This is a genomic window from Donghicola eburneus (assembly GCF_900115865.1).
GTDB classification, from domain to species: Bacteria; Pseudomonadota; Alphaproteobacteria; order Rhodobacterales; family Rhodobacteraceae; genus Donghicola; species Donghicola eburneus.
Genome location: NZ_FOXY01000010.1, coordinates 48,987 through 75,324, shown reverse-complemented (window position 1 = coordinate 75,324; position 26,338 = coordinate 48,987). Strand labels below are relative to the sequence as shown.

Sequence of the window (26,338 nt, the reverse complement as noted above, 5' to 3'; positions counted from 1 at the left end):
AATCCGCCTCAACCAGCGACGTGCCCATGACACAGCCTTTCTTTCACTGGCAAGACCTACCGGCCGCAATGGGCCTTATGTCGCGTATCCCCGTGCGCGTCGATACAGAACGCGCCACATCACGGTCTGCGCGCGCCACTTGGGCCTATCCACTAGCTGGTGCGATCCTCGGGGCGGTTGCAGGCACGGTTGCGTGGGGCCTCGGGTCACTTGGCCTGCCTCCGATGATTCAAGCAATCGGAGCACTGACCACATCCGTGATCATCACCGGCGCCATGCACGAAGACGGCCTCGCCGACAGCGCCGACGGGCTTTGGGGCGGCTGGACCACCGAACGCCGGCTCGAAATCATGAAGGACAGCCGGACTGGCGCCTACGGCGTCATCGCCATAGCCTTATCGCTGATCTGGCGAACTGCGCTGCTCTCTATTGTGATTGGCGCTTCAAACCCAATCCTTCTGCTCGCGGCTCTTGGCGCCCTGAGCCGCAGCACCATGGCCCCGCTCATGGCCTTTCTTCCCAACGCACGCAAAAGCGGCCTGTCTAGTGCTGTCGGTGCGCCTTCGCGCCTGACAGCCATCGCCTCCGCTGCTCTCGGCCTGGTCATCGCATGGCCCATACTCGGCCCAATCCCGTGCCTTATCGCGGGCCTGACCGCCCTCTTCTGGGCCGCCATCGCCATAAAGAAGATCGGCGGGCAAACCGGAGACATTCTAGGCGCCTCTCAGCAGCTGACAGAGATCACTGCGCTTATCGCCTTCGCCGCGACCTCCTCTCTTTCTTGGTAAAAATACCCTCCAGCCCCACCTCCCCCACACATGCCCCCAAAAACGAAAAAAGCCGCCCCATCCAAGGGCGGCTTCCTCAATTCTATATTTCTGGCTAGTTACGCAGCAGCAGCGCGCGACATCAGCACGTCATCGACTTTCTTTGCAGCAGCAGTTTCGTCGCCGTCCGTGACTGCAGCCACTTCGCGGGTCAGACGCTCCAGAGCCGCTTCGTACAGCTGACGTTCCGAGTAGCTCTGCTCGCGCTGATCGTCAGCACGGTGCAAGTCACGTACAACTTCAGCAATCGCAATCAGATCGCCCGAGTTGATCTTCTGTTCATATTCCTGAGCGCGGCGCGACCACATCGCGCGCTTCACTTTGGCCTTGCCCTTCAGGGTGGCCATCGCCTGCGAAATCACGTCCGGAGTCGACAGCGACCGAAGACCGGCTTCGGCAGCTTTGTTGGTCGGCACGCGCAGGGTCATCTTGTCCTTCTCGAACGAGATTACGAACAGCTCCAGCTTGAGGCCGGCAATTTCCTGTTCTTCGATGGACATGATCTGACCGACGCCGTGAGCCGGATACACAACATAGTCATTGGGACGAAATTCGGGGGCTTTAGATTTGCTCATGCAATCCTTCCTCGCAGGGGCATCAGAGGACAAAAAAACCGCGCCGCAATCTGAAAAGATTGCGCTCGGGTGTCCCTCAGTAGCCGGATGATTACCCCCGTCTCAACACCGCGGGGATACATCGGTTTCGATATATTACACGACTGTATAACAGATTTTGCCCATCATTCAAAGGGCCATACCCAAGCGTGAAACCCTCGTGAATCAATGAGATGAGAGCATTCAGCGGGAAACCGACAGAATCGCTAGGGGAATCAGTTCCCCTCACCAGCCGCTTCAGAGAAGTATTTGGTGATCTTGTCGCCCTCGCCATCGCGCTCGGTCGCTTCGGGCAGCGGGTCCTTGCGTTCGGTGATAACCGGCCACATTTCCGAGTATTTGCGATTGAACTCGACCCACTTTTCCATGTCCGGCTCGGTATCAGGACGGATTGCATCGGCGGGGCATTCAGGTTCACACACACCACAGTCAATGCACTCGTCGGGGTGGATAACAAGCATGTTCTCACCCTCGTAGAAGCAGTCCACAGGACATACCTCGACGCAGTCGGTGTATTTGCAGGCGATGCAGTTATCTGTAACGACGTAGGTCATCGGGTCTCTCGCTCATTAAACTTGGCCGATAGCTAGGCCAGACAGACAGATCATTCAAGGCTCTCGCGGCGGAGAAGATCGAGATTGCGACGATCTTTCTTCGTGGGGCGTCCGCTTCCCTCAAATGCCGGATTTTTAGGACCTTTGTCCTCTGGGGGGCTCAGATCCTCGTACAGCGTTTGCGCCTCGGGGGCCGGACCGCGCCGCACACCCACAGCTGCAATCTTGACGACCCGCACACGATTGGCCTGCGGGAACGTCAGAACGTCACCCGGACCGACATTCGCGGACGGCTTTGCTGCATGATTTCCGTTGATTCTGAGGTGACCGGCCGACACTACCTGTGCGGCCAGTGACCTGCTTTTGAAAAACCGCGCGTGCCACAACCATTTGTCCACGCGCAGCTTTGTTTTTTCAGCGTCCGACAAGGCGCCCCTTAGGTCTTGTCCCGCAGGCCCATCAGAGCTGCTGCGAAGGGGTTATCGGGATCAATCGGCTTGTCTGCCTTGGGCGGACGTGCGCTGTGCACGCGCGGGCCTTGAGGCTTGCCGCCTTTGCCCTTGGGCTTGCCTTTGCCGCGGGGACGCTCGCCATCGGTGCGCTTGCTTCCCTCGGCGCGGTTATTGCGCCCACCGCCACGACGCTCGCCGCCACGGTTGTTGTTGCGCTGACGACCCCAAGTGAAGGTGTAGAACACTTCCATCTCGGCACCGGCAGCACCAGCATCCGCCGCTTCACCCACGGCCACTTCTTCGGCAGGCGTTTCAGCGATTTCCGCAGGGACTTCGGCAGCCTCAGGCGCTTCTTCGGCGACGGGCGCGATGCCTTCGTCTTCGATTGCGGCCACTTCGGGTGCGATGTCAGCGGCAGGAGCCTCTTCGCCAGCGGCCAGTGCGGGGTCAGCCATCACGGCATCGACCGCTTTGACCTTGGCGCGTTCGCCTTTTTCAGCACGGTAGCCCAGACCTTCCATCAGCGCCGCGAACTGCTCCAGTGTCATACCGGTGATCGACAGCATGTCGGGCTTGGCTTCGAAGCCGCCTCGGCTATCTTCGGACCGCAGCATGTCTGCCAGACGCTCCAGCATATCGATGCGGATCGCGCGTTCGCCAGCCTGACGGTAGCCCGCCATAGTGAAGTAGCCCTCAGGCGCGTCAGATTGCGCAGGGACCGTCACCAGCCCCGGAGGCGGCGCCTCGGGGAAAGCATCCAGACCATTCGCCAGCGACCACAGGACCAAGCGCAGACGAGTCGGCGCAGGCTTCAGCAGAAGGGGCATAAAGATGGTGAACTGGCCGAAACGGATACCGTGCTTGCGCAGCGCGCCGCGAGCATCCTGATCCAGCGATTTGACTTCGTCAGCGATGGGCGCACGTTCCAGCACACCCAGACCTTCGACCATGCGGAAGGCAAAGCCACGAGCCAGCCCCGACAGAGCCTCGTCCTTGGACAGGTTCATCAGGGGCTCAAACAGGGTCGCGATCTTGCGGTCAATGAAGTGCTGCAGACGGCGCTGCACCTTCTGAGCCACGTCTGCACCTGCTTCGTCATCGACAAAGGCGACAACCTCGGGCTTGAGCGGATCCGATCCGGCGACCAGTTTGCCAACCGCATCCGTACCCCACATCAGACCACCCTGTTCGGTGAAGTCGATTTCGGTATCGGGCGCGTTGTAGAACTTGTCTGCGCGCAGATGGAAATGAGGCGCCAGCGCCTGCAAGCTTGCCTTGGCTACGGTTTTCGCTTCGTCGGGGCTGCTGCCCTTGTCCTGACGGAAACGGAACCCTTCGAGACGACCAACGAATTCTCCTTCGATGGTCACTTCACCCTTGTCGTTTACTTCGGCCAAAAGGGCCTCCTTCTGCTTGAGCCGGCGCAAAAGCACGGATGTGCGCCGGTCCACAAATCTCTGCGTCAAGCGCTCGTGCAGCGCATCTGACAAGCGGTCTTCTACCGCCCTTGTTTCGCCACGCCAATGACTTTCGTCACGGACCCAGCCAGAACGCTGCGCGACATATGTCCAAGTCCGAATGAACGCGAGCCTCTTGGATAGGGTATCTATGTCGCCTTGCGTCCGGTCAATGCGTTTGATCTGTCTGGCGAGCCAATCATCGGGAACACGGCCATCCTGATGCAAAAATCGGTAGATTTGCTCCAGAAGTGTGGCGTGTTCACCACTACTGATCCCCCTGAAATCGGGAATCCGGCAGACATCCCACAGCAGTTTCACACTTGTTCCATCGTGGGCCCGTGCGCGGATTTCATCCACCGCCGTCAGGATTTTCAGAACGCGAAGGTCGTCAGCCTCTCGCGCCTTGAGCAAACGGGGGTCGTTTGGCCCCTGCTCAAGGGAATCGATCAGCGCGTCCACATGGCCGAACCGCAGGTCGTGATTCCGCCACTGCAGCTTTTGCAGCGGGGTAAAGCGGTGCTCCATGATCGCATCAGCGACCTCGTCATCCAGCGGCGGCGCTTCGCCTGTGGTACCGAATGTGCCATCCGACATCCCCCGTCCCGCACGGCCTGCTATCTGGGCCAGTTCGTTGGGGTGCAACTCGCGCATCCGGCGGCCATCGAATTTGATCAGGCTGGAAAACGCCACGTGGTCGATATCAAGGTTCAGGCCCATCCCGATGGCATCAGTCGCCACCAGATAATCCACATCCCCGTTCTGATAGAGTTCGACCTGAGCGTTCCGCGTCCGCGGGCTCAGCGCCCCCATCACCACAGCCGCACCGCCCTTCTGGCGGCGCAAAAGTTCGGCAATGGCGTACACGTTATCCACCGAGAAGCCGACAATCGCGCTGCGTGCCCGCATGCGGCTGATCTTCTTTGACCCGGAGTAAAGCAACTGGCTCATCCGTTCGCGGCGAACGAACTCGCAATGCGGGACCAGCGCGGCAATCGGCCCGCGCATCGTGTCACTGCCCATGAACAAGGTCTCGTTCGTCCCGCGCATCCGCAACAGGCGATCTGTAAACACGTGTCCACGTTCAGGGTCCGCACAGAGTTGGATTTCATCAACCGCGACAAAGTCGGCGCCGATACCCTCTGGCATCGCCTCGACCGTGCAGACCCAATACTGGGTGCGCGGCGGGACGATCCGCTCTTCGCCCGTCACCAATGCCACGACCGAAGGCCCCCGCAGGGCGACCAGCTTGTCATAGACCTCGCGCGCCAAAAGACGCAGGGGCAGACCGATCACACCGGTCCGATATCCCAACATCCGTTCGATGGCATAATGGGTTTTGCCTGTGTTGGTCGGGCCCAAAATGGCCGCGATCCGGCCCCTGTTGGCCATTATACCCTCGTCTCAGAGGTCGAGCGCGCCCGCCTCTTTGTCCAGTTCCTGTTGGAGCCGAGATAATTGCTCGAAGTTGGGATGTATAGCCTCGACAGCGTCGAAAAACGTCATCGCCGCTTCGGTCTGTCCGGTTTCATAGGAAATGATCCCCGCCCCAAAGAGTGCCCCGAAATGGTTAGGGTTGAGCGCAATCGCTTGCTCCAGCTCTTCCATCGCAGGACCATAGAGGTCCAACTGGTAGAGTGTTGTGGCCCGCAACATATGCCCCTCGGCAAAGTCAGGAGCGTGGTCAGTCACGGCCGTCAGATGTTCTAGCGCAAGCTCCAACTCGCCCTCGGCCATCGCCCGCTCTGCACGGCGCAGCAGCATGTCCACCATGGCGGACCCCGAGCGCGCCCAAATCAGACGCAAATCTTCGGCAAGAACTTGCGCACCATCGGGGTCAGCTTTCTTCAATCGTTCCAACAACTCCGTCTCCTGCGGGCTCTGCGCCGTTGCAGGTGAGGAAATCGTGACTATCATGAAACCTGCCGTGACGACACGTTTGAGCGGATCAAGGAATCTGGTCATAGTTCAGCAGTGTAATCCAACCGCGGCGAAAAGCGAGTGCCGCAACAAGAATGTGAAAGGCGACACGATGAGCTCTGTGATTGATACCGCAGTCGAGGAGTTGAACGCGAAACTGGGGGATGACGGCTTTGACGGCACCGCCAAATTCGTGATCGAGGACGAAGGCAGCATTATCATCGACGAAAACGGCGCACGCGCCGCCGATGACGAGGCTGAAGTCACCCTGACTGCTGACGCCGACACCTTCAAATCCATTCTCGATGGCGAACTGGATGCCACTGCAGCCTTTATGTCGGGCCGCCTGAGCGTCGATGGCGACATGGGCAAAGCCATGCAGCTTGGCACCGTACTGGCCTAGGGACGACAGACGTGACGCAGATGGCCCCGTTTTTCAATGATCTGGCACGCGGCCCCGATGGGGGGGCTGCGCACTGGGTCACTGCTTCGGACGGGGTGCGTCTGCGCATGGCCCACTGGCCCCACACTGGGGCTAAAGGCACGATGCTGCTTTTCAACGGGCGCACCGAATACATCGAAAAATATGGCATCACGGCCCGAGAGTTGGCCGAAATCGGGCTCGCGACCGCGACGCTGGACTGGCGCGGCCAAGGGTTGTCGGACCGCGCGTTAGACGATCGTCTGGTTGGGCACGTTGGGCAGTTTTCGGACTTCCAGAAAGATGTAGCCGCCTTCTTGGACTACGCGGCGCGCATGAACCTGCCCAAGCCCTGGTACATACTGGGCCACTCCATGGGCGGGTGCATCGCACTTCGCACAGTTCTAAATGGCGCGCCAATTTCCGGCGTGCTTTTTACTGCGCCCATGTGGGGCATCCAGATGCCTGGCGTATTGCGTACCGTCGCGTGGACCGTGACGTGGACTGCAGACAAAGTTGCATTGGGTCATCTGTTGACCCCAAGCACCAGCCGCCGCCCCTATACCGAGGCAGCTCCGTTTTTGGGGAATGCGCTGACCACGGATCGTGACATGTATGCCTACATGCGCAGCCAGACGGACGCGCAACCGGACCTTGGCCTTGGCGGCCCCAGTCTGAACTGGCTGAACCAAGCGCTTCGCGAGACTTTGGCGCTGGCCTCTATCCCGTCACCCGACGTGCCTGCCCTCTGCTTTCTCGGCGATCTAGAAAGCATTGTTGATCCTCAGGAAATCAAGCGGCGGATGGGCGCATGGCCCAAGGGCAAACTGATTGAGATCGAGAATGCACAGCACGAGGTGCTGATGGAAACTCCGGACATCCGCCGTCGTGCAAAGTCCGAAATCGCCGCTTTTGTTGAACGCACCAAAGAAAACGTTGACGCCTGACTGGATTGCTCTGGCAGTGCGGCAGCGGCGGACTAGCTTCGCCTTATGCGAGCTGACCCTGTTCTGACCTTTACTGATCGCGGCATCTACTGCCCTGCTGGTGATTTTTATATCGACCCCTGGCGCCCCGTGGATCGTGCGTTGATCACTCACGGGCATTCCGATCACTCCCGCTGGGGCCATCAGCATTACATGGCGACCGAAGCCGCAGCACCCGTCATGCACCACCGGCTGGGTGACGTGGCGATCCAAACCACACCCTACGGCGCTAAGACGCAAATTGGAGCGGCCTCAGTCAGTTTTCACCCTGCAGGACATATCCCCGGCTCGGCGCAAATCCGGATCGAGGTCGGTGGCGAGGTTTGGGTTGTCTCGGGCGACTACAAACCCGAACCGGATGGCCTGTGCGAGAGCTTTGAACTGGTCCGCTGCCACGCCTTTATCAGCGAATGCACCTTTGGCCTGCCGGCATTCAAATGGGCCCCTCAATCCGTGGCGGCTGAGGAGATCAACGGATGGTGGGCCGCCAATGCCGCCGAGGGGCGGTTCTCCTTGCTCGGGGCCTATTCCTTGGGCAAGGCGCAGCGGCTGATGTCCCTGCTCGACCCATCCATCGGCCCGATCTTGACCCACGGCGCGGTCGAGGCCACGAACGAAGTCCTCCGCGCCCAAGGCTACCCGCTGCCCGCCACCACCCGCGTCACCGGCGATCTGGATGTCAAAGCCCACACGGGCGGCATCGTGATCGCGCCCCCTTCGGCGTTCGGCACCCCTTGGGCCAAGAAGTTCGGTCGCGCCGCGACGGGATTTGCCAGCGGGTGGATGCGCTTGCGCGGGGTCCGCAGGCGCCGGGCCGCAGATCGCGGGTTTGTCCTGTCCGACCATGCGGATTGGCCGGGCCTGAACGACACCATCCGCGCCACAGGCTGCGAAAAAGTCTTTGTGACGCACGGCTACACCGAAATCTTCAACCAGTGGCTTCTGAGCCAAGGCTACGATTCCGCAATTGTCGCCACCGAATACACCGGCGAAGGCGCCGACACTGACGATGTGGCAGAGGTGGACTGATGCAAGCCTTTGCCGACTTGTTCAACGCGCTGGATCAGACCACCTCGACCAATGCGAAGGTCGCCGCGCTGACCGACTATTTTGAAACCGCTGCTGATCCCGACAAACTGTGGTGCATCGCGCTGTTTTCCGGACGTCGCCCGAAGCGCGCCGTCACGACCACGCGCCTGCGTGAATGGGCGGCGGAACGGGCAGGCATCCCCTTGTGGCTGTTCGAGGAAACCTATCCAATCGTTGGCGATCTGTCGGAAACCATCGCCCTGATCCTGCCCGACGCCACGCGCCAGACCAACCGAACCCTGTCGGACTGGATGGATGAAATCCTGCGCCTGACACCAGCGGACGAAGACTCCCGCAAGGAGGCCGTTCTGGACGCATGGGACTGCCTGAACACGACAGAGCGGTTTCTGTTTAACAAGCTGCTGACCGGGGGTTTTCGCGTGGGTGTCAGCCAAAAACTCATGACCCGCGCCCTGTCCCGCGCCACGGACACCGAAGAGGCGCAGATGGCCCATCGCCTGATGGGCAATTGGACGCCAGAAACGACCACCTTTCACGATCTGATACATGCGCAGGACACCGAGGCGGACCAGTCACGTCCCTACCCGTTTTATCTGGCCTATGGTCTGGAAGATGCGCCCGAGGCCCTTGGTGCGCCCTCAGACTGGCAAGCTGAATGGAAATGGGACGGCATTCGCGGGCAACTGATCCTGCGCGGCGGCACCCATTTTCTATGGTCCCGCGGCGAAGAGCTGATCACCGACCGCTTTCCCGAATTTGCCCGCAGCGTGGATTTCCTGCCCGACTGTACCGTTCTGGATGGCGAGGTTCTGGCGTGGCACGAGGACAAACCCCTGCCCTTTTCCGAACTTCAAAAACGGATTGGCCGGAAAACCGTGCCGAAAAAGCTGTTGAAAGACGCACCCGTGGTCCTGCGCGCCTATGACCTGCTGGAACACGCGGGCGAAGACATACGCGACAAGCCTTTGGCAGAACGGCGCGCACGACTTGAAACTCTGCTGGCTGAAATCCCACCCGAGGCCGCTGTAATCCCCTCTCCAGTCGTGCCCTTCAACAACTGGCAAACCCTGACAGATATCCGAGAAACCAGCCGCGATGCCCATGCCGAGGGGCTGATGCTGAAACGATTGGACAGCCCCTATCTGGCGGGCCGCAAAAAAGGCGACTGGTGGAAGTGGAAGGTCGATCCCCTGACCATCGACGCCGTGATGATCTATGCCCAATCAGGGCATGGACGGCGGGCCAACCTGTTCACCGACTTCACCTTTGCGGTCTGGAACAACGGCGAATTGGTCCCTTTTACCAAGGCTTATTCCGGCCTCACCGACGCAGAATTCCGCAAGATCACCGCTTGGGTGCGCAAAAACACTTTGCAACGCTTTGGCCCCGTCCGGCAGGTCACCCCGGAGCATGTGTTCGAAATCGGGTTCGAAGGGATCATGGACAGCCCGCGCCACAAATCGGGCGTCGCCCTGCGCTTTCCCCGCATGATCCGCTGGCGGCACGACAAACCCGCGTCAGAGGCGAACACGCTCGATGATCTGAGGGCTTTGATGCCCTAATTCGCCCCGCCCCCTTGCACATCCTGCGGGGGCGCTCTTACCTGTGTTCCAAGCAAGATTAAAAAGGACCACCTATGGCACACCGCATTCAACCGCTTTTTGATGCAAACCCCAGCGCAGGCACTGGCGATCTGGGGGATCTGCCGGAATGGGACCTGAGCGATCTGTACACCGCCGAAGACGCCCCTGAACTGCTGCGCGATCTGGACTGGCTGGAAAGCGCCTGCGCCAGCTTTGCCGAAGATTACGAAGGCAAACTGGCCGATCTGGATGCAGACGGCATGCTGGAATGCACCCTGCGCAACGAACGCATCGATATGGTCGCGGGGCGCATCATGTCGTTTGCCGGTCTGCGCTACTATCAGAACACCATGGACGCCGAACGCGCCAAGTTCATGTCCGACCTGCAAGATCGCCTGACCCGCTACACCACCCCGCTGGTGTTCTTCACGCTGGAACTGAACCGACTGCCCGATGACCATTTGGACGCTCTGTTCGCGGAAAATAGCGATCTGGCCCGCTACAAGCCCGTGTTTGACCGCATCCGCGCAATGAAGCCCTATCAGCTGTCCGACGAGATGGAGAAATTCCTCCACGACATGGGCGTGGTTGGCGACGCTTGGGAGCGTCTGTTCGACGAAACCATTGCGGGCCTGAAATTCGACGTGGATGGCGAGGAAAAGGGCATCGAAGAGACCCTGAACCTGCTGTCCGAACAAGACCGCTCCAAGCGCGAGGCTGGTGCCCGCGCCTTGGGTGAAACCTTTACCAAGAACGTCAAAACCTTCGCCCGCGTGCACAACACCCAGGCCAAGGAAAAAGAGGTCATGGACCGCTGGCGCGGCATGCCCACCCCGCAGACCGGTCGCCATCTGGCCAACCACGTAGAGCCCGAAGTCGTCGAGGCCCTGCGCAACGCTGTGGTCGATGCTTACCCGCGCCTGTCCCACCGCTACTACAAACTCAAAGCAAAATGGCTCGGCCTTGAAACCATGGAAGTCTGGGACCGCAACGCGCCCCTTCCCATGGAGACCGAGCGCAAGATCGCGTGGCCCGAAGCGGAAAAGATTGTCATGGACGCCTATGGCGACTTCGACCCGCGCATGGCCGAACTGGCCGAGCCGTTCTTCTCCAAAGGCTGGATCGACGCGGGCGTCAAACAGGGCAAAGCGCCTGGTGCCTTTGCCCATCCCACCGTCACCGATGCGCACCCCTACGTGCTGCTGAACTACCTTGGCAAACCGCGCGATGTGATGACACTCGCCCACGAACTGGGACACGGCGTCCACCAGCGTCTGGCCGCTGGTCAGGGCGAAATGCTGTCCTCCACTCCGCTGACGCTGGCGGAAACTGCGTCTGTGTTTGGCGAAATGCTGACCTTCCAGAAGATGCTGTCCGGCGCCAAGGACGACAACGAGCGCAAGGTCATGCTGGCTGGCAAGGTCGAGGACATGATTAACACAGTCGTGCGCCAGATCGCCTTCTACGATTTCGAATGCAAACTGCACGAGGCGCGCCGCGGTGGAGAACTGACCCCCGACGACATCAACGCCCTGTGGATGAGCGTTCAGGCAGAAAGCCTTGGTCCAGTGTTCGACTACATGCCGGGCTATGAGACCTTCTGGGCCTACATCCCACACTTCGTCCATACGCCCTTCTACGTCTACGCCTATGCGTTCGGCGACGGTCTGGTGAACGCCCTTTACGCGGCCTACCAAGAGCAGCCCGAAGGTTTCCAAGACAAGTATTTCGACATGCTCAAGGCGGGCGGGTCGAAGCACCACAAAGAGCTCCTGGCGCCCTTTGGCCTCGATGCGTCTGACCCGAAATTCTGGGACAAGGGCCTGTCAATGATCGAAGGCTTCATCGACCAGCTCGAGGCGATGGAATAACCCAACCGCAATCACCAAGAACACAGCACGCCGCCCGATCAGGGCGGCGTTCCTTTTGGTTGATCAGCGCTTTGCGTCAGCGAATACGCGGTCGATCATCGCCTGCGTGCCCTGCGAGAACTCCAGCGACACCGGATAAGCCGAACGGTCCCCACCAATCGCAGCACAGAAATTCTCGACCTGAAGCTTGTAGTGTTGAGCGGCCGGGAAACGTTCTTCACGGATCACCCCGCCAGAGCATTCCACCGTCAGCTTCGGCTCCCCGAACACCTGCGCATTGAACGGCGCTGTCAGGGCCAACACACCCTTCTCCCCATGGAACTCCATGCGCTGACGGTTCGCCATGCGGATCGAGTTGATCAGGGTAAACGTGATGTCCCCAAACCGTCCTGTGACATTTGCATAGGTGTCGATCCCTTTTTCGAACTCCACATCCGCGCGCAGTTCGGTCGGCTCCTGCCCCGTCACGAACCGCGCAGAGCCATAGGTATAGACCCCGATATCGCGGATGCCACCACCGCCGGTCTCGGCCTTATTACGGATATTGCCGGTGTCCTCTCGGTTGTCGAATGTAAAAATCCCGCTCACATGACGCAGGCGCCCGATCTCGCCACTGTCTATGATCTCTTTCGCGCGCTGCCATTGGGGGTGGTGCAGGATCATATAGGCTTCGGCAGCCATCAGGCCGGTCTCGTCGCGCAGGGAAATGATCTGGTCGATCTCGGCGGCCTCGAGGGCGATCGGTTTCTCGCACAGCACATGCTTGCCCGCCTTCAACGCCTTGAGCGCCCACTCCACATGCAAATGGTTCGGGAGCGGAATGTAGACCACATCAATTTTGGGATCATGGATCAGGGCGTCATAGCTCTCGTACACGCGGATATCCGGCGCAAACGCGCGGAACGGCGCAGATTTGTCGTAGCTCGACGTGGCCAGCCCCGCCAAGCGCGCCCCGCTGGCCAGATGGATCGCGGGCCCCATGTGTTCGCGGGCAAATTTCGCCGCCCCCAGAATGCCCCAGTTGTAGATTTTGGTCATACCGCCCCCAAATAAAAATCCCCTCGAGCCTAGGGCCCGAGGGGATTTTCTACAACTCTGTCAAAGGATCAGACCGCAGGCAGCATGCCCTTTTCCCGTGCAAGACCGGTCATCCGCTTCTGCAGTTTTTCGAACGCCCTCACCTCAATCTGGCGAATACGCTCGCGGCTCACGTTGTACTCGGCTGACAAATCCTCGAGCGTGATATTCTCTTCGCTCAGGCGGCGCTTGACCAAAATGTCTTTCTCACGATCGTTCAGCACATCCATGGCTTCGGCCAGCAGTTCGCGGCGCGAGTCCATTTCGTCTTGCGCCTCGTAGGCCGCAGCTTGGTTCGCATCTTCATCCTCGAGCCAATCCTGCCACTGTGCGCCACCATCATCTTCGGAGCCGACGGTCGCGTTGAGCGAGGCGTCACCACCCGACAAACGGCGGTTCATGCTGATCACTTCGTCCTCGGTTACGCCAAGGTCCGTCGCAATCTTCTGAACGTGCTCCGGACGCAGGTCGCCATCTTCCAGCGCTCCGATGCGGGATTTCGCTTTGCGCAGATTAAAGAACAATTTCTTCTGCGCCGAAGTTGTCCCCAGTTTCACCATCGACCAGCTGCGAAGGATGTATTCCTGAATGCTTGCGCGGATCCACCACATTGCGTAGGTCGCCAGACGGAAGCCCTTTTCAGGGTCAAAGCGTTTGACCGCTTGCATCAGACCGACGTTTGCCTCGGATATTACCTCTGCTTGGGGCAGACCGTAGCCACGGTAGCCCATGGCGATCTTGGCCGCGAGACGCAGGTGGCTGGTGACCATCTTGTGGGCCGCCTCTGTGTCTTGTTCTTCGACCCACCGCTTGGCCAGCATATATTCTTCTTCAGGCTCCAGCAGAGGGAACTTGCGGATCTCTTGCATGTAGCGCGACAGGCCGCCCTCTGGGGTCGGTGCCGGAAGATTTGCATAGTTTGCCATTTGTCCCTCCTGAATGTAACAGGCTTTAACATGCAGCTAGGTAGCTGACTTCATGTATTCAAGTCCTCAGCCTCGCTTTGGTTCCATATAAAATGAGAGACACTTGGCTGGATAGAGGGATTTGGGTGCACTCACGCACACGTGCGTGAGGATCACTTCTTGGTGCGCAACGCATCGAGAAGTGAAACCATATCGTAAGGCAGCGGCGCTTCGAAGGTCATCTCTTCTTCGGTCACGGGATGGATGAAACCAAGATTGCGCGCGTGCAGCGCCTGACGGGGGAACGTTGCTGCAGCTTCAATGCCAGCCAACGACAACGCCTTGGGAGACAGCTTGCGCCGCCCGCCGTAAACGGGGTCTCCTATCAACGCATGACCTGCATGGGTCATGTGCACACGGATCTGGTGGGTCCGACCTGTTTCCAGCCAGCAATCCACCAATGTCGCACAGACGGGCGTCCCGAATGTTTCAACGACCCGCGCCCGGGTCACTGCATGGCGCCCACTGCTAAAACTGACGGCCTGCCGCTGACGGTCGGTTCTGTGACGGCCGAGGAAAGACGTGATCTTGATGATGTTGCCCGGCTCGAAGCTGACACCCTTCACCCCCTTGAGGCGCGGCTCATTGCTGTCTGGGACACCATAGACAACGGCGGAATACACCCGCTCGACGCTGTGGTCCTCGAATTGAGCCGCCAACCCGTGATGGGCGCGATCCGATTTTGCCACGACCAAAAGCCCGCTGGTATCTTTATCAATACGGTGCACAATGCCCGGACGCTTCTCGCCCCCGATGCCCGACAGAGTATCGCCGCAATGGTGCAGCAGCGCGTTGACCAAAGTGCCACCGGGCGAGCCGGGCGCAGGATGCACCACCATGCCAGCAGGCTTGTTCACCACGATCAGATCATCGTCTTCGTAGATGATCTCGAGCGGGATATCCTCGGCCACGGTGTCGACTTCGGCAGCAACCTTGATCTGAATGCTGATTTCGTCGCCTTCCGTCACCTTTGCTTTGGGATCAGACAACACCTCGCCCGCTCGCGCGACTTTGCCCTCGGCGATGAGTTTGGCAAGACGGGTCCGCGACAGAGACGCTTCCTCTGGCACATCGCGCGCCAAGGCCTTATCCAGACGGGGCGGCGGATCTGCCGCGATGATGACGGTAACCAAGGTCTCGCCCATGTCGCTTCCTTCTGACCAGACGCCCCCAGACGCCCTGTTCCTGCGCCGCCTTGTGACGGCCCTGACCGTGGTGATGATGGGAGGCATGATCGCCATCGCACTGGTCATTGTGTTTCGCTTCCCTGACCCCACGCCAGTTCTACCAGAAAATCTGAGACTGCCTGCGGGATCAACAATCAGCGCAGTTACACAAGGCAAGGGTTGGATTGCAATCGTCACCGACCGACAAGAGATCCTGATCTTTGATGCGGTCAGCGGTTCCCTGAGGCAAACGGTGCAGATCAATTCCGCTCAATAAACGGGCAATGTAAGAGAGTCTCACACCTTAGCGCGCAAATCACGGTCACATTCTGTTTGTGGCGCATATTATCTAGGATTCCGGACATCAAGGAATCCCCTTTCTACACTCAAATAAATATCATTATCGTATTTAGTGTAATTTCAGCCTACGATTCACCTCCTGAGATTGCGTCAATTCTGCAATCAAATCTCAGTAAATCATGTTTTGACCCTTTCAACCTTGACGGACGTTCAGCCACCCCGCTAATCCCATAAGTGTAAATTTTCACGCATGAAATGGCGCCCGGGTTTTACTTACACTTGGGCCCATATACTATTTAGGTGACAGAAACATGGGCGGTGATTTAGCCAGTTACGACCGATCCCTTATTTTCGGGGTCTACTCGACTATCAACGTAATTGTTTTCATGAGCGGCGTCTTGATTTTCATGATGCAAGCCGGGTTCATGATGCTCGAAACGGGCGGCATGTCGCGCAAGAACGCGATCAACAATATCTTTAAAAACTTTGTCGATGCCTGCGTGTGTGGCATCTTCTTTTACTGGTTCGGATATCCGATCCTGACCGGGGATTCCATTCTGGTCGACTGGATGCGCGAAATGGGATTTGCGCACACGACCGAGAATACCTCTCCCGGCCCGATTGTAACGTTGAACGATGACATTTCGTTGTTTTTCAATTTTGCCTTCGCGGCCACATGCGTGACGATTTGCTCGGGCGCGGTCACAGGCCGAATTGCCCCCTACGCCTATCTTTTCTTTGGCGCTGTCTTCTCTGCCCTGATCTACCCCGTTGTCGCCTTTACGGTTTGGAACCCTGATGGGATGCTGTACGGCGTCATCCATGACTTTGCAGGCTCGCTCGTGGTCCACGGCCTTGGCGGGTTCGCTGGTCTCGCTGGCGCGATCATGTTGCGGCCCCGAATCGGTGAGTTCAACTTTGGCCGTGGTCAGATCGATTCCTATCGCTTTGCGGGGTCGTCGATCAGCAACGCCGCCCACAATATTCCGATCAGCGCGCTGGGTGTGTTTTTCCTGTGGATTGGTTGGTACGGTTTTAACGCAGGCAGCACCTTTGCCGCGGGTTTCGACCTGTCAGAAATTGACCTGAGCGCCACCCAAGATCAGCCCGACATGATCGCCAATGCGATCTTTGAGCAGCTAATTGGAGGGTTTGGTCAGGTCGTGATCAACACCACACTCGCACCATGTGCTGCGGTATTCTCGGTGCTGGCTTTCTTTATGGTTACCCAGAACAAGTACAACATTTCTGATCTGATGAATGGGGCACTCGCGGGCCTCGTGGGCATCACCGCAAACGCCGACGCTGCAACCGCCCCAATCGCAGTTCTAATCGGTGTTCTGTCCGGCGCAGTTTATGTCATCGCCGTCATCTTTATGTTCCGCGCCAAGATTGACGATCCTATCGGCGCCTTCCCCGTTCACGGAGCTGTCGGCCTATTCGCGGGCGGCATGTTCGCTCTGACGACGGGCGACATGGAACTGGGTCCGATCGTCTTTGGGACACAGATGTTCTATGGGGCGATGATCTGCATGTTCGGCTTCCTATCGGCGCTCGTGACGTTCTGGGTGGCGTCACGCCTGATGTACGTGATCAAGAAACTGGGCAATTCGCAGTATTTCGACTACGGCCCGATGCCCCGCAACCACCTGCGTGTCACACCAGAGCAAGAGCTTGCCGGTATGGATCTGGAGTTGCACGGGCAGGACGCCTACTCGATCAACCTGACGGCCCCGGGCAAGGCAAAGACAACGTTCTAAGCTAGGACAACATCACACGACCTGAACGCGGCGCTCTATGGGTGCCGCGTTTTTCTTTGGCGCACAAATGATCACATCATCCAAGCGCGAAAAAAGCGCCTCAAGGGCGCTTTCGAACATCATTGGAAGATGATGATGGTACCACCTCCCCGGCTCGAACGGGGGACCTCCTGATCCACAATCAGGCGCTCTAACCTACTGAGCTAAGGCGGCACTGGGGGTCATTTACCCCTAGCGAACTCGGATTGCAAGAAGCAGTATAACAAAAAATTCACATGATATTGCCAAGGGCCCGAACAGGGTTTACCCGCGATATTCAACAGGAAAACGGAGCCTTTCATGGGTATCAACACAGAACGCGACATCGAAGCCAGCTTGCAGATCGGTCCGACAGACAAGGGCATGATCCGCCTCTATATCGAAGCGGGTGACCTGGAAATTCCGATGGACTTCACGCCGGATGAAGCTGAAGAAATCGTCGAGGAAATCCAGTCCGCCATCCAGACCGCCAAGGATCTGGCCAGCAAAGGCCGTCGCTGATCACAAACGCGGATCGCGCAGGGTCTGAAGACGCAGTGCCGCCGTGCGGGCAAAGTCACGCGTCAGGACCTTGCGGCGGGCCGCAGCGAGCGGCAGCGCATCCGGCATGCGAATAATCTCTGCGTCATAGGCATCTGCGATGATCAAACCTGTCCCTTCGGGCAGGAGATCCGTCGGGAAATCAGCATCCACGGCCCAAAAAAATCGCTCGCAGTAGGGCAAATAGTTCTGCCATTTGGAATCACTTTGGAAATCTGCACGGCAAGATTTGCATTCTACGCACCAAAGCTCCCCTTTCTTTCCCATCCCCATGACGTCCATGCGCAGCCCGCGCGCGGGCTTGAATTCGTCGAGGCAAGCAAAGCCGAGTTGCGCCAGATGACGCGTGACCCCGCGGGCCAAAAGCTGTCCTGGCTTGGGATCAATGGAAGTTTGGCTGGGGATAATCTGCATATCACCCAATATGAACATAAAGAGAACAAAATCAAGTCACATGCCCCCTTGTCGAAAGGGGCTTGTCACATTACCTGTGCTGCGTGGCGGGTGCTGCCCCTCTCGTATGTCGGTTTCATTCCGGTGGCCTTAAGCAAATCCGAGGGAGCTGGCTCTGTTCTGGCCCTGGCCTGATTACCTGGCGCCCACCTGTATATACAGGTCCTCGGGAATGCAAAAACCTAGACGGTCGCGCGCGGGCCCGCCACACCTTACCCTTTGAATACGCTTCATTCTTCTTGCGATCTGGCACAAAAAAGGGGGCGTTGCCCCCGTCGCGCGATGCGCGCCTCCCCCAGAGTATTTTTACAAAGGTGAAAGCGCGATTGGCGTAAACCTCAGATGTGGCGGCGCTTGCGCTGCTCGTCCGTGCGGACGGGGATCGGCGCATATTCGCGGACCAGAGCCTGCTGGCGTGGGCCACGCGGCGTGTCATCGTCGTCGGCCATACGCATGATCGAGATACCGAACTGCACCCCTGCGAAAACAATGCCGTTAAAAATCCAAAGCATGGTCACAGCCAGAAGACCGCCGGTCGAGTGAGTGACCAAATGCCAAAGGTTTGCGACGTTCAAAGTAAGGAGCGCGGCAACAAAGACGGCGGACAGGCCGAAGCCCATGATCACTTGGCTGATATAGAGACGTACGAGCTTAGGCATTTTGCATCTCCTGTGCTTTGCACAAGAAAGGTAGTGCCGCACGGAGGGAGTGTCTACCTGATCAAGCGGATAATGGGCGAAATCGCGCCGTTGTGATACGTCTTGATGTGATAGAAAAACCCGGCTGCGAAGACCGCGCCGGGTTTAAGTGTCTAAATTGCCTGAGCTGATCAGAAGGCTTCTGGGCGCATCTCCCGGGCGATGTGATCAAGCACCGCGTTTACGAAACCGGCTTCCTTGCCCTCTGGGAAGAACGCTCGGGCTACGTCGACATATTCGGTGATCACCACTTTGGGCGGTGTTTCTTTGGCTTGGAACTCACCGCCAGCCGCACGGAAGAGCGCGCGCAGAGTAGTGTCGATCCGGCCCAGGGGCCATTTCGCAACCAGCGCGCGGTCGGTGCATTGGTCGATCCGCGCCTGCCAGTTCACAGCCGCTTCGAGGATGGTCGAGAACAAGTCAATATCACCGTCGATGAGCTCTTCGCCGTCGATCTCTGCGCCAAAGCGCAGGTCCAGAAACTCTGCCTTAACGCGGTCGTACGACAGGCCGGTCAACTCCATCTGGTAGAGCGCCTGCACCGCGTACAGACGGGATGCCGAGCGCATCTTGCGCTTCTGGTTGCCAGACAGGGGTGCGGAATCTGTGGTCATCGGGTCAGCCTGAAGATGGGGTTAAGCGATGCGGTAACTGTCATCCTCGGTGGGCATGAAGCCAACGCCACGCTTTGAGCCGCCCCAGTTACGCGCCAATGCGATCAAATGCAAGGCCGCAGCCGCCGCTCCGCCACCTTTATTCTGGCCGTCCGGTTCCGCGCGGACTTCGGCCTGTTCGCGGTTCTCCACGGTCAGGATGCCGTTTCCGATGCAGTGCCCCGATAGACCCAGCAGGGTGATCCCGCGCGAGCTGTCGTTGCAGACGGTGTCGTAGTGGGTCGTCTCGCCACGGATCACGCAACCCAAGGCCACGTAGCCATCGTAGTTGGCCAGACGTCCGGCCATGCCGATCGCGGTGGGGATTTCCAGTGCGCCCGGGACCTCGACCGTCTCGTGGGTGCCACAAGCGGCTTCAATCTCGGCGCGGGCACCAGCAAGCAGGTTGTCTGCGATATCCTTGTAATAGGGTGCGACGACGATCAGGATTTTCACGGGCTTGTCGAAAGTCGGGCGCTCTAGAGTGTAGTGCTGTTCATTGGCGGCCATCAGTTTGCCTCCGGAATTTTGCGGGTGCCGGTGATTTCGATGCCGTAAGCATCAAGGCCGATCACCTTTGGGGTGGGCGAATTGGTGAGAAGAGTCAGCTGTTTCAGGCCCAGATGGGTCAGGATCTGAGCCCCGAGGCCATACTGGCGCAGGGTTTGGGGGCTGGTCCCACCGCCAAGCTGCATGGTCAAGTCGCGGAGCAGGACGATGACCCCCCTGCCCTCTTCGGCAACCATCTTCATTGCTGAGCTGAATTCAAAGGCGCGCCCTTTGGGGCCCGTACCCAGCATATCGAGCATGGGATCAAGTGTGTGCATTCGGGTCAGGACCGGGGCGTCGCCCGAGATGTCCCCTTTGATCAGAGCAATGTGCTGTGCGCCTTGGGTCGTGTCCGTGTAGACCCGCATGGTCCACTCACCACCGAATTCAGAGGTGATGGTGCTCTCGCTCTCTACCTTGACCAAATTGTCGTAGCGGCGGCGATAGGCGATCAGGTCGCTGATCGTGCCGATCTTGAGCCCATGCCGTTGGGCAAAGGCCACCAGATCAGGCAGACGCGCCATGGAGCCGTCGTCATTCATGATCTCGCAGATCACACCAGAGGGGTTCAGGCCAGCCAGACGGGCGACGTCGGTCGCGGCTTCGGTGTGGCCTGCGCGGACCAGAACGCCGCCATCGCGGGCGCGCAGGGGGAAGATGTGGCCGGGGGTCGCGATATCGGCAGCCGTTTTGCTGGAATCAATCGCGACCGCCACAGTTCGGGCGCGGTCATGGGCTGAAATGCCGGTACTCACGCCTTCGCGCGCTTCGATCGACACGGTGAACGCGGTTTCGTGGCGCGAGGAATTGGTGGTCGCCATCAACGGCAGACCCAGCGCATCAATACGTTCGCTGTTCAAGGTCATGCAGATCAGGCCCCGCGCGTGGGTGGCCATAAAGTTGATGACCTCGGGGGTGCACATCTGCGCGGGGATGCAAACGTCGCCCTCGTTCTCGCGGTCCTCGTGATCCACCAGAATATACATGCGGCCGTTGCGGGCATCCTCGATCACATCCTCGATCGGAGAAATTGCGTCGCGCAGGTTCTCTTCGACGGGGCCGGGTGTTTCAAAACGACTGTTTTCGGACATACCGTCTCTCCTTCATCGTGTACCGCGCAGATAACGCAGCGCGCCGCCCCGAACCACCCGAAGGTATGGGGTGCGGCGCTGCGTCCCGATACGGTGTAGCACGTTTCCGCCCCTACTCTTGATCTCTCTTGAGCCACGCGTCCAGAGAGGATCCGGTCCGACGTTCCATCCATTGAATTTCAGACACCATCGCACTGCGGAATTGGGCGCTGATTTCAGGATGTTTCCGACGCGAGCGCAGACGTGCCAGCATCTCGGACACGATGCTTTGGCGTTCACGCGGCACAAAAGGAAGCAGGTCATCGTAGGGCGAAACGCCAAGGAACTTGGCAATCCGTCTTACGGTCATGCGCGGTTCCCGCTCTGCGTCCTCGGCGATGAGGATCAGGACGTTGTCTTGACCAAACAGAATATCCACCGGCTCGATCATCTGGCGGTATTGGCTGCCCGTCGCGTAACAGAGGAAAGGAGAGGCCCCAGCCTTGATCCGCTCTGGCTCGATTTCCAACGCAATGTCAAAACTGGTCTGCGTCTCAACGCCCAATTCCACGTTGTGCGCGTGGGCATGAAAGGCACGGCTGACCGGTGCCTCGAGGACAAAGATCAGCTTGGCGTCGGGATTCGCCTTGTAAATGCGGCGCGGCGCTTCGGGGACAAGGCTATAGAGGGTGGAACCATCCCCGCGCTTGCGCTCTCCCGCAGGCTGGAATGAGCGCAAGTACTCTTCGGGCGATGTCACCAGATCCACCAGTCTCGGGTCCTGCCCCCAGTCGAGATCCCCCGACAGGTCAGGCAACGCATGCAATCCCAGCTCACGCCGCGCGGGCATGAACAGCTCAGGATGCTGGCTCAGCCAACGCCATAGCTGCGCGGCCGACCGACTTGGCGGACCCATCAAAAAGAAGTCGGGGTGACGCAATGGTGTGCTCTCGGGTTTCCTCAATCTCGTCGGTCAGATCGTGCCAAACCCTCCGACCGAATGAGAGAGAGGAAAAAGGATAATCACAGCTAACCTTTGAAACGCCAGAGAGCGGGCAAAAACCTGTAGCTGCCGCCTTCGCGCATTACATGCCCCACGCCCGGAAAGGGAAAGTGGTACCCGACAACGGTCAGGCCATCCTCGGCTGCGCGATCCAGCAGGGTTTGACGCGTGGCGACGGTTTGATCTCCGTCCATGTCAAACCCATTAAACCAGTCGGGATGAGCAAAGTTAGTATAAGCGTGATTCATAGAATCACCAAGCGCGACAAGCTGTTGGCCGCCACTTTCGACATGCACAGATATGTGACCGGGGGTGTGACCGGGTGTTTCCATCACGGTGACGCCCGGACAAATTGCATCGCCATCCGCCACAAGGGTCCACTCGGCCCCATCAACATTCAGACTGTTCACTGCGCCCACAACGAATTGCTGCATTTCGGCGGGCGAAGACGCGGCAAGCCCGTCCTGTAGCCAAAACGCATGTTCAGCCGCACCAATAAAATACTGTGCGTCGGGCAAGATCGCCTCGTCAAAGTCATCGCGGATGCCCCAGATGTGGTCGGGGTGTGCGTGGGTGATGACCACATGGGTGATGCTGTAAGGATCAATGCCAGCCGACTCGAGGTTCGCCATCAGGCGCCCCGCCGTGGGCATGAACCGGTTGCCAGACCCCACATCTACCAGAACCCGCGCGTCACCAATATCGATCACAAGGTGGTTGGTGTGGGACAGACTGGTGTCGGTGGGCAGATAATGCGCCGCGAGAAAGGCTTGCACCTCTTCGGGGTCGGCATTGATCCCCAGACCGCTGGCGGGCGTCTCGAAGAACCCGTCAGAGATTACGGTGATCTGTGCCTCGCCGATGGCAAAGCTGAAATGGCTGGGATTGTCCGACGCAGGCGCGCCGATCTGCGCTTTGGGCGCTGTCGCGGTCAGTGCAAAGGCGGGCGCCATCGCGGAGAGCTTGAGCAATTCGCGACGGCTTGGTTTGAAATGTGCCATGGTATTCCTCCCTGTTCGGAAAGAACCCTAGCGCAAACCTGTCACATCACAATACAGGATATGAATATGTGCAGGTGTTATTCCCACTCGCGCAGGCGCGCCACGTAGCGGGCCAGCGTGTCGATCTCGAGATTGATCTGCTGTCCGACGAACACACCGCCCCACGTCGTTACCTGCTTGGTGTGCGGGATAAAGTTGATACCGAAATCGCAGCCGTTCACCTCGTTTACGGTCAGCGAGGTGCCGTTCAGCGCGACCGATCCTTTGGGCGCAATGTATTTGGCCAGCGTTTCGGGGGCGCGCAGAGTGACACGGGTGCTGCCGCCATCCTCTTCGATCTTGACCACTTCGGCGACGCCGTCCACGTGGCCAGACACGATGTGCCCCCCCAGCTCGTCGCCCACCTTGAGCGCGCGCTCTAGGTTCACGCGTTTATCGACGGCCCATTCACCGATGTTGGTTTTCGAGATGCTTTCGGCGCTGATCTCAACGTCGAACCAGTTTGGCCCCATCTCTACCACGGTTAGGCAGCAGCCATCGCATGCGATCGAGGCGCCCAAATCCACAGTGTCCATGTCGTACACCGTCTCGATTCGCGCGCGTAGGCTGTCGCCCTGCTCGAGCTCTGCGATGCGGCCCATGTCGGTAATAATGCCTGTGAACATGAAAAACCTCCGTAGTTTCTAGGCGGAGGTAGCGGTTTAACCGCCTTTTCTCAAGCGTGTGTCAGAGTTTCTGCTTATTTTTGCCAACGCGGTCCCATAGAAAGGACTGAATACTGTACGTTATTGAGTAAATGACCCAAATTACAAACTCTGACCGCACTTTCCTGTTTCTACAGGGACCCCACGGGCCATTCTTTGCCCGTCTGGCAGAGATGTTGTGCCACGCAGGCGGAAACGTTTTGCGCGTTGGCTTTAACGCGGGCGATGCCGCGTTCTGGCGGGATAAATCGACTTACATCGCCTTTAACCAGCCACAGGACGCGTGGCCCGCATTCTTTCGTACCTTGATCGCCGAGAGAAAGGTCACCGACATCGTGCTCTATGGCGATGTCCGGTCGATCCATGCCAACGCAATCGAGATTGCCAAGGACGAAGGCCTGACCGTTCACGTATTCGAAGAGGGGTACATGCGCCCCTACTGGATCACGTACGAGCGCGGGGGCAGCAACGGCAATTCGCGCCTGATGGAGATGACCGTTCCCGAAATGCGCGAGGCTTTGGCGGGCATAGATCAGGATGCCCCCCTTCCCCCCGCGAAATGGGGCGACATGCGTCAGCACGTTTTCTATGGGGCGCTTTACCATTGGTATGTGATGTTTTGGAATGGCGACTACAGGAACTTCCGTGCCCACCGCGACATCCCCGTGGCCGAAGAGTTCCGCCTGTATCTGCGCCGGTTATTGTTGATGCCTGCGCAATGGTTGGAGCGTGTGCTGGCCACAGCCCGCGTGCGCCGCGGCGGCTTTCCCTACCATGTGGTGCTCTTGCAGTTGGCCCATGACAGCAGCTTTCAGGCGCACTCTTCGTTTGGGTCCATGCGCGAATTTCTAGAGACGGTGATTGACGGGTTCGCCAAGGGCGCCCCTCAGCATCATCATCTGGTGTTCAAGGCCCACCCGCTCGAGGATGGGCGCGTTCCGATCCGCGCGGACATCCGCGACTTGGCCCGCAAGCTCGGGGTCGAAGGACGTGTCCACTATCTGCGCGGGGGCAAACTCGCCGCGCTTTTGAATGATGCGCGCAGCGCAGTGACTGTTAATTCAACCGCTGCGCAGCAGGTGTTATGGCGCGGTATGGCGCTGCGGGTCTTTGGCCGTGCGGTCTATGACAAGCCTGAATTCGTCAGCACCCAGCCCCTGCCGGAATTCTATGCGCAGCCGTCGCGACCTGATCTTCGGGCTTACAAAGATTATCGTCGCTATCTCCTTGAGACTTCTCAGGTGGGCGGCGGCTTTTATTCGGCCCAAGGGCGCAGACAGGTGCTGCGGCAGGTCGTTGATATGATGCTGATGGCCGATGACCCTTATGATGCGCTTCTGCACGGGACCGCGGCACCTCGGCAACATCTTCGCATCGTGCAATAACTGTTGACGACCGAAATGCTGGCTTTTTGATTGCTTTTCCGCTAGCTTCTTCAAAAAACAAGGCAAAAATCATAGGTCGAGGAGACCTGAGCAGTGAAGAATACAACGTCGCGTCTGTTGCGTGGGGTCTTGTTGGCCGCAGTAACACTCAGTGTGGCCTCGTGCGGCTTGCCCCGCTCCGGCCCCTCTAAAAACGAGATTTTCGAAGGCTCTGTCATGCGGAGCGGCGATGCCTTTGTCGTGAGCGTGAACTCCCGAGTGACAAGAGCCACATCTGTCACCCCTGCCCTCGGTTTTTCTGATGAATTCATCAATGCCGGCGTCGTCGGATCTGATACGATCCGCCCCGGTGATACGCTGGGCCTGACGGTCTGGGAAAACGTAGATGACGGTCTGCTGTCCGGTGCCGAAGGCAACGCGACCACCCTGCAAGAAGTGCAGGTTGATGGCGCAGGTTTCATTTTCGTGCCCTATGCGGGCCGGATCAAAGCAGCGGGCAACACCCCCGAAGCGATCCGCCGAATCATTACAAACCAGCTCGAAGAGCAGACCCCTGACCCGCAGGTCGAGGTTCGCCGTCTTGCCGGTGATGGCGCCGCTGTTTCCGTAATCGGATCAGTCGGGGGTCAGGGTCTATACCCGATCGAACGCCCGAGCCGCACTCTGTCGGGCATGCTGGCCCGCGCAGGCGGTATCACGATCGAGCCTGAAATTGCCCAGATCACAGTCGTACGCGGCAACCAGCAAGGCGAAGTCTGGTTCCAAGACATCTTTGACGATACTCGCCTTGATATTGCCCTGCGCAATGGCGACCGCGTTCTGGTCGAGCAAGACACCCGCAGCTTTACCTCGCTTGGCGCGACGGGCAACCAGACCCGAGTGCCGTTCGAAAGCCAGACCATCTCGGCGATCGAGGCGATAGCGACTGTGGGGGGCCTGCAAACCAACGCGGCCGACCCGACAGGCGTTTTCGTCTTCCGCAACGAGCCCGCTGAGATCGCAAATATGGTTCTCGGCCGTGACGATCTGGTCGGCGACCAGCGCCTTGTCTACGTGCTCAACCTGACCGAACCCACAGGCATGTTTGAAGCCCGCGACTTTGCGATCCGCGACGAGGACACCCTGTACGTGACCGAAGCGCCGTTCGTGCGTTGGAACAAAACCATCAGCGCCCTGCTTGGCGGTCTGAACTCTGTGAACTCTCTTGCAGGAGCGGCCTCCGGTCTCGGCGGCTAAGTTC

The 26,338-nt window shown here is 58.9% G+C and carries 27 protein-coding genes and 1 tRNA gene; 11 read left to right on the top strand and 17 right to left on the bottom strand.

Annotated elements, in window-relative coordinates; all coding sequences use genetic code 11:
* Positions 1 to 26: 26 nt before the first annotated feature.
* Positions 27 to 788, top strand: coding sequence for an adenosylcobinamide-GDP ribazoletransferase (gene cobS / locus BM225_RS16685; RefSeq protein ID WP_072705852.1), 762 nt, complete (start codon positions 27 to 29; stop codon positions 786 to 788).
* A 98-nt stretch (positions 789 to 886) separates the two neighbouring features.
* Here cobS and BM225_RS16680 read toward each other — a convergent pair whose 3' ends face one another.
* From BM225_RS16680 to BM225_RS16660, 5 genes are all read right to left on the bottom strand, one after another.
* Entirely contained in the window at positions 887 to 1,402 is a 516-nt protein-coding gene (locus BM225_RS16680; protein WP_072705851.1) for a CarD family transcriptional regulator, read from the bottom strand.
* Positions 1,403 to 1,656: 254 nt separating this feature from the next.
* Complete coding sequence (gene fdxA / locus BM225_RS16675) at positions 1,657 to 1,995, bottom strand: ferredoxin FdxA (protein WP_072705850.1); 339 nt, start codon at positions 1,993 to 1,995, stop codon at positions 1,657 to 1,659.
* 50 nt (positions 1,996 to 2,045) lie between these two features.
* Positions 2,046 to 2,423, bottom strand: a complete 378-nt coding sequence (locus BM225_RS16670; protein WP_072705849.1) for an RNA-binding S4 domain-containing protein — start codon at positions 2,421 to 2,423, stop codon at positions 2,046 to 2,048.
* 8 nt (positions 2,424 to 2,431) lie between these two features.
* On the bottom strand, positions 2,432 to 5,296 hold the full coding sequence (locus BM225_RS16665) for a helicase-related protein (RefSeq protein ID WP_072705848.1): 2,865 nt from the start codon (positions 5,294 to 5,296) through the stop codon (positions 2,432 to 2,434).
* Positions 5,297 to 5,308: 12 nt separating this feature from the next.
* Positions 5,309 to 5,764: a tetratricopeptide repeat protein gene (locus BM225_RS16660; RefSeq protein WP_177218645.1), complete on the bottom strand. Its 456-nt coding sequence runs from the start codon at positions 5,762 to 5,764 to the stop codon at positions 5,309 to 5,311.
* 172 nt (positions 5,765 to 5,936) lie between these two features.
* On the opposite strand from BM225_RS16660, the gene BM225_RS16655 reads away from it, so the two are divergent.
* The 5 genes from BM225_RS16655 to BM225_RS16635 all read left to right on the top strand — a co-directional run bounded on the left by BM225_RS16655 (position 5,937) and on the right by BM225_RS16635 (position 11,735).
* Positions 5,937 to 6,227, top strand: coding sequence for an SCP2 sterol-binding domain-containing protein (locus BM225_RS16655; RefSeq protein WP_072705846.1), 291 nt, complete (start codon positions 5,937 to 5,939; stop codon positions 6,225 to 6,227).
* Positions 6,228 to 6,247: 20 nt separating this feature from the next.
* Positions 6,248 to 7,192: an alpha/beta hydrolase gene (locus BM225_RS16650; protein ID WP_072705845.1), complete on the top strand. Its 945-nt coding sequence runs from the start codon at positions 6,248 to 6,250 to the stop codon at positions 7,190 to 7,192.
* A 45-nt stretch (positions 7,193 to 7,237) separates the two neighbouring features.
* Positions 7,238 to 8,260, top strand: coding sequence for a ligase-associated DNA damage response exonuclease (locus BM225_RS16645; RefSeq protein WP_072705844.1), 1,023 nt, complete (start codon positions 7,238 to 7,240; stop codon positions 8,258 to 8,260).
* Positions 8,260 to 9,843, top strand: coding sequence for an ATP-dependent DNA ligase (locus BM225_RS16640; protein WP_072705843.1), 1,584 nt, complete (start codon positions 8,260 to 8,262; stop codon positions 9,841 to 9,843). Before BM225_RS16645 ends, BM225_RS16640 begins: the two co-directional genes overlap by 1 nt.
* 74 nt (positions 9,844 to 9,917) lie before the next feature.
* Entirely contained in the window at positions 9,918 to 11,735 is a 1,818-nt protein-coding gene (locus BM225_RS16635) for a M3 family oligoendopeptidase (protein WP_072705842.1), read from the top strand.
* A gap of 63 nt (positions 11,736 to 11,798) precedes the next feature.
* Here the strand turns inward: BM225_RS16635 and BM225_RS16630 are convergent, their stop codons facing one another.
* The 3 genes from BM225_RS16630 to BM225_RS16620 all read right to left on the bottom strand — a co-directional run bounded on the left by BM225_RS16630 (position 11,799) and on the right by BM225_RS16620 (position 14,922).
* Positions 11,799 to 12,773 carry a Gfo/Idh/MocA family protein gene (locus tag BM225_RS16630; RefSeq protein WP_072705841.1) on the bottom strand — a complete coding sequence of 325 codons (975 nt, stop codon included), beginning with the start codon at positions 12,771 to 12,773 and terminating at the stop codon, positions 11,799 to 11,801.
* 68 nt (positions 12,774 to 12,841) lie between these two features.
* Positions 12,842 to 13,738 carry an RNA polymerase sigma factor RpoH gene (gene rpoH / locus BM225_RS16625; RefSeq protein WP_072705840.1) on the bottom strand — a complete coding sequence of 299 codons (897 nt, stop codon included), beginning with the start codon at positions 13,736 to 13,738 and terminating at the stop codon, positions 12,842 to 12,844.
* A gap of 152 nt (positions 13,739 to 13,890) precedes the next feature.
* Complete coding sequence (locus tag BM225_RS16620; protein ID WP_072705839.1) at positions 13,891 to 14,922, bottom strand: RluA family pseudouridine synthase; 1,032 nt, start codon at positions 14,920 to 14,922, stop codon at positions 13,891 to 13,893.
* On the opposite strand from BM225_RS16620, the gene BM225_RS16615 reads away from it, so the two are divergent.
* A complete protein-coding gene (locus tag BM225_RS16615) occupies positions 14,921 to 15,220 on the top strand; it encodes a DUF6476 family protein (protein WP_083595625.1) in 300 nt (99 codons plus the stop codon). The two genes, BM225_RS16620 and BM225_RS16615, sit on opposite strands and share 2 nt — an antisense overlap.
* 334 nt (positions 15,221 to 15,554) lie before the next feature.
* Positions 15,555 to 17,003 (top strand): ammonium transporter, encoded by a 1,449-nt coding sequence (locus BM225_RS16610; RefSeq protein WP_072705837.1) that lies wholly within the window; start codon positions 15,555 to 15,557, stop codon positions 17,001 to 17,003.
* A gap of 136 nt (positions 17,004 to 17,139) precedes the next feature.
* On the opposite strand, the gene BM225_RS16605 is transcribed toward BM225_RS16610, so the two are convergent.
* Positions 17,140 to 17,216: transfer RNA gene (locus BM225_RS16605), tRNA-His, on the bottom strand.
* Positions 17,217 to 17,342: 126 nt separating this feature from the next.
* On the opposite strand from BM225_RS16605, the gene BM225_RS16600 reads away from it, so the two are divergent.
* Entirely contained in the window at positions 17,343 to 17,543 is a 201-nt protein-coding gene (locus BM225_RS16600; RefSeq protein ID WP_072705836.1) for a DUF6324 family protein, read from the top strand.
* Here the strand turns inward: BM225_RS16600 and BM225_RS16595 are convergent, their stop codons facing one another.
* The 8 genes from BM225_RS16595 to BM225_RS16560 all read right to left on the bottom strand — a co-directional run bounded on the left by BM225_RS16595 (position 17,544) and on the right by BM225_RS16560 (position 23,674).
* The gene (locus BM225_RS16595; RefSeq protein ID WP_072705903.1) at positions 17,544 to 17,996 is read right to left on the bottom strand and encodes an MmcB family DNA repair protein; all 453 of its coding nucleotides are present in this window, start codon (positions 17,994 to 17,996) and stop codon (positions 17,544 to 17,546) included.
* Positions 17,997 to 18,373: 377 nt separating this feature from the next.
* Positions 18,374 to 18,694, bottom strand: a complete 321-nt coding sequence (locus BM225_RS16590) for a hypothetical protein (RefSeq protein WP_072705835.1) — start codon at positions 18,692 to 18,694, stop codon at positions 18,374 to 18,376.
* Between the two features lie 170 nt (positions 18,695 to 18,864).
* Positions 18,865 to 19,347: a transcription antitermination factor NusB gene (nusB, locus tag BM225_RS16585; protein ID WP_072705834.1), complete on the bottom strand. Its 483-nt coding sequence runs from the start codon at positions 19,345 to 19,347 to the stop codon at positions 18,865 to 18,867.
* A 21-nt stretch (positions 19,348 to 19,368) separates the two neighbouring features.
* Positions 19,369 to 19,896 carry a 6,7-dimethyl-8-ribityllumazine synthase gene (locus BM225_RS16580; RefSeq protein WP_072705833.1) on the bottom strand — a complete coding sequence of 176 codons (528 nt, stop codon included), beginning with the start codon at positions 19,894 to 19,896 and terminating at the stop codon, positions 19,369 to 19,371.
* Positions 19,896 to 21,026, bottom strand: coding sequence for a 3,4-dihydroxy-2-butanone-4-phosphate synthase (ribB, locus tag BM225_RS16575; protein ID WP_072705832.1), 1,131 nt, complete (start codon positions 21,024 to 21,026; stop codon positions 19,896 to 19,898). Before ribB ends, BM225_RS16580 begins: the two co-directional genes overlap by 1 nt.
* A 112-nt stretch (positions 21,027 to 21,138) precedes the next feature.
* A complete protein-coding gene (locus BM225_RS16570; protein WP_143095405.1) occupies positions 21,139 to 21,855 on the bottom strand; it encodes a sulfotransferase family protein in 717 nt (238 codons plus the stop codon).
* Positions 21,856 to 22,034: 179 nt separating this feature from the next.
* On the bottom strand, positions 22,035 to 23,009 hold the full coding sequence (locus BM225_RS16565) for an MBL fold metallo-hydrolase (protein ID WP_072705830.1): 975 nt from the start codon (positions 23,007 to 23,009) through the stop codon (positions 22,035 to 22,037).
* Between the two features lie 77 nt (positions 23,010 to 23,086).
* Positions 23,087 to 23,674: a riboflavin synthase gene (locus BM225_RS16560; RefSeq protein WP_072705829.1), complete on the bottom strand. Its 588-nt coding sequence runs from the start codon at positions 23,672 to 23,674 to the stop codon at positions 23,087 to 23,089.
* A gap of 131 nt (positions 23,675 to 23,805) precedes the next feature.
* Here BM225_RS16560 and BM225_RS16555 point away from each other — a divergent pair, with 131 nt between their 5' ends.
* Together BM225_RS16555 and BM225_RS16550 are read left to right on the top strand one after the other, a co-directional pair.
* On the top strand, positions 23,806 to 25,098 hold the full coding sequence (locus BM225_RS16555) for a capsule biosynthesis protein (RefSeq protein WP_072705828.1): 1,293 nt from the start codon (positions 23,806 to 23,808) through the stop codon (positions 25,096 to 25,098).
* A 93-nt stretch (positions 25,099 to 25,191) separates the two neighbouring features.
* Positions 25,192 to 26,334 (top strand): polysaccharide biosynthesis/export family protein, encoded by a 1,143-nt coding sequence (locus BM225_RS16550; RefSeq protein ID WP_072705827.1) that lies wholly within the window; start codon positions 25,192 to 25,194, stop codon positions 26,332 to 26,334.
* Positions 26,335 to 26,338: the final 4 nt, after the last annotated feature.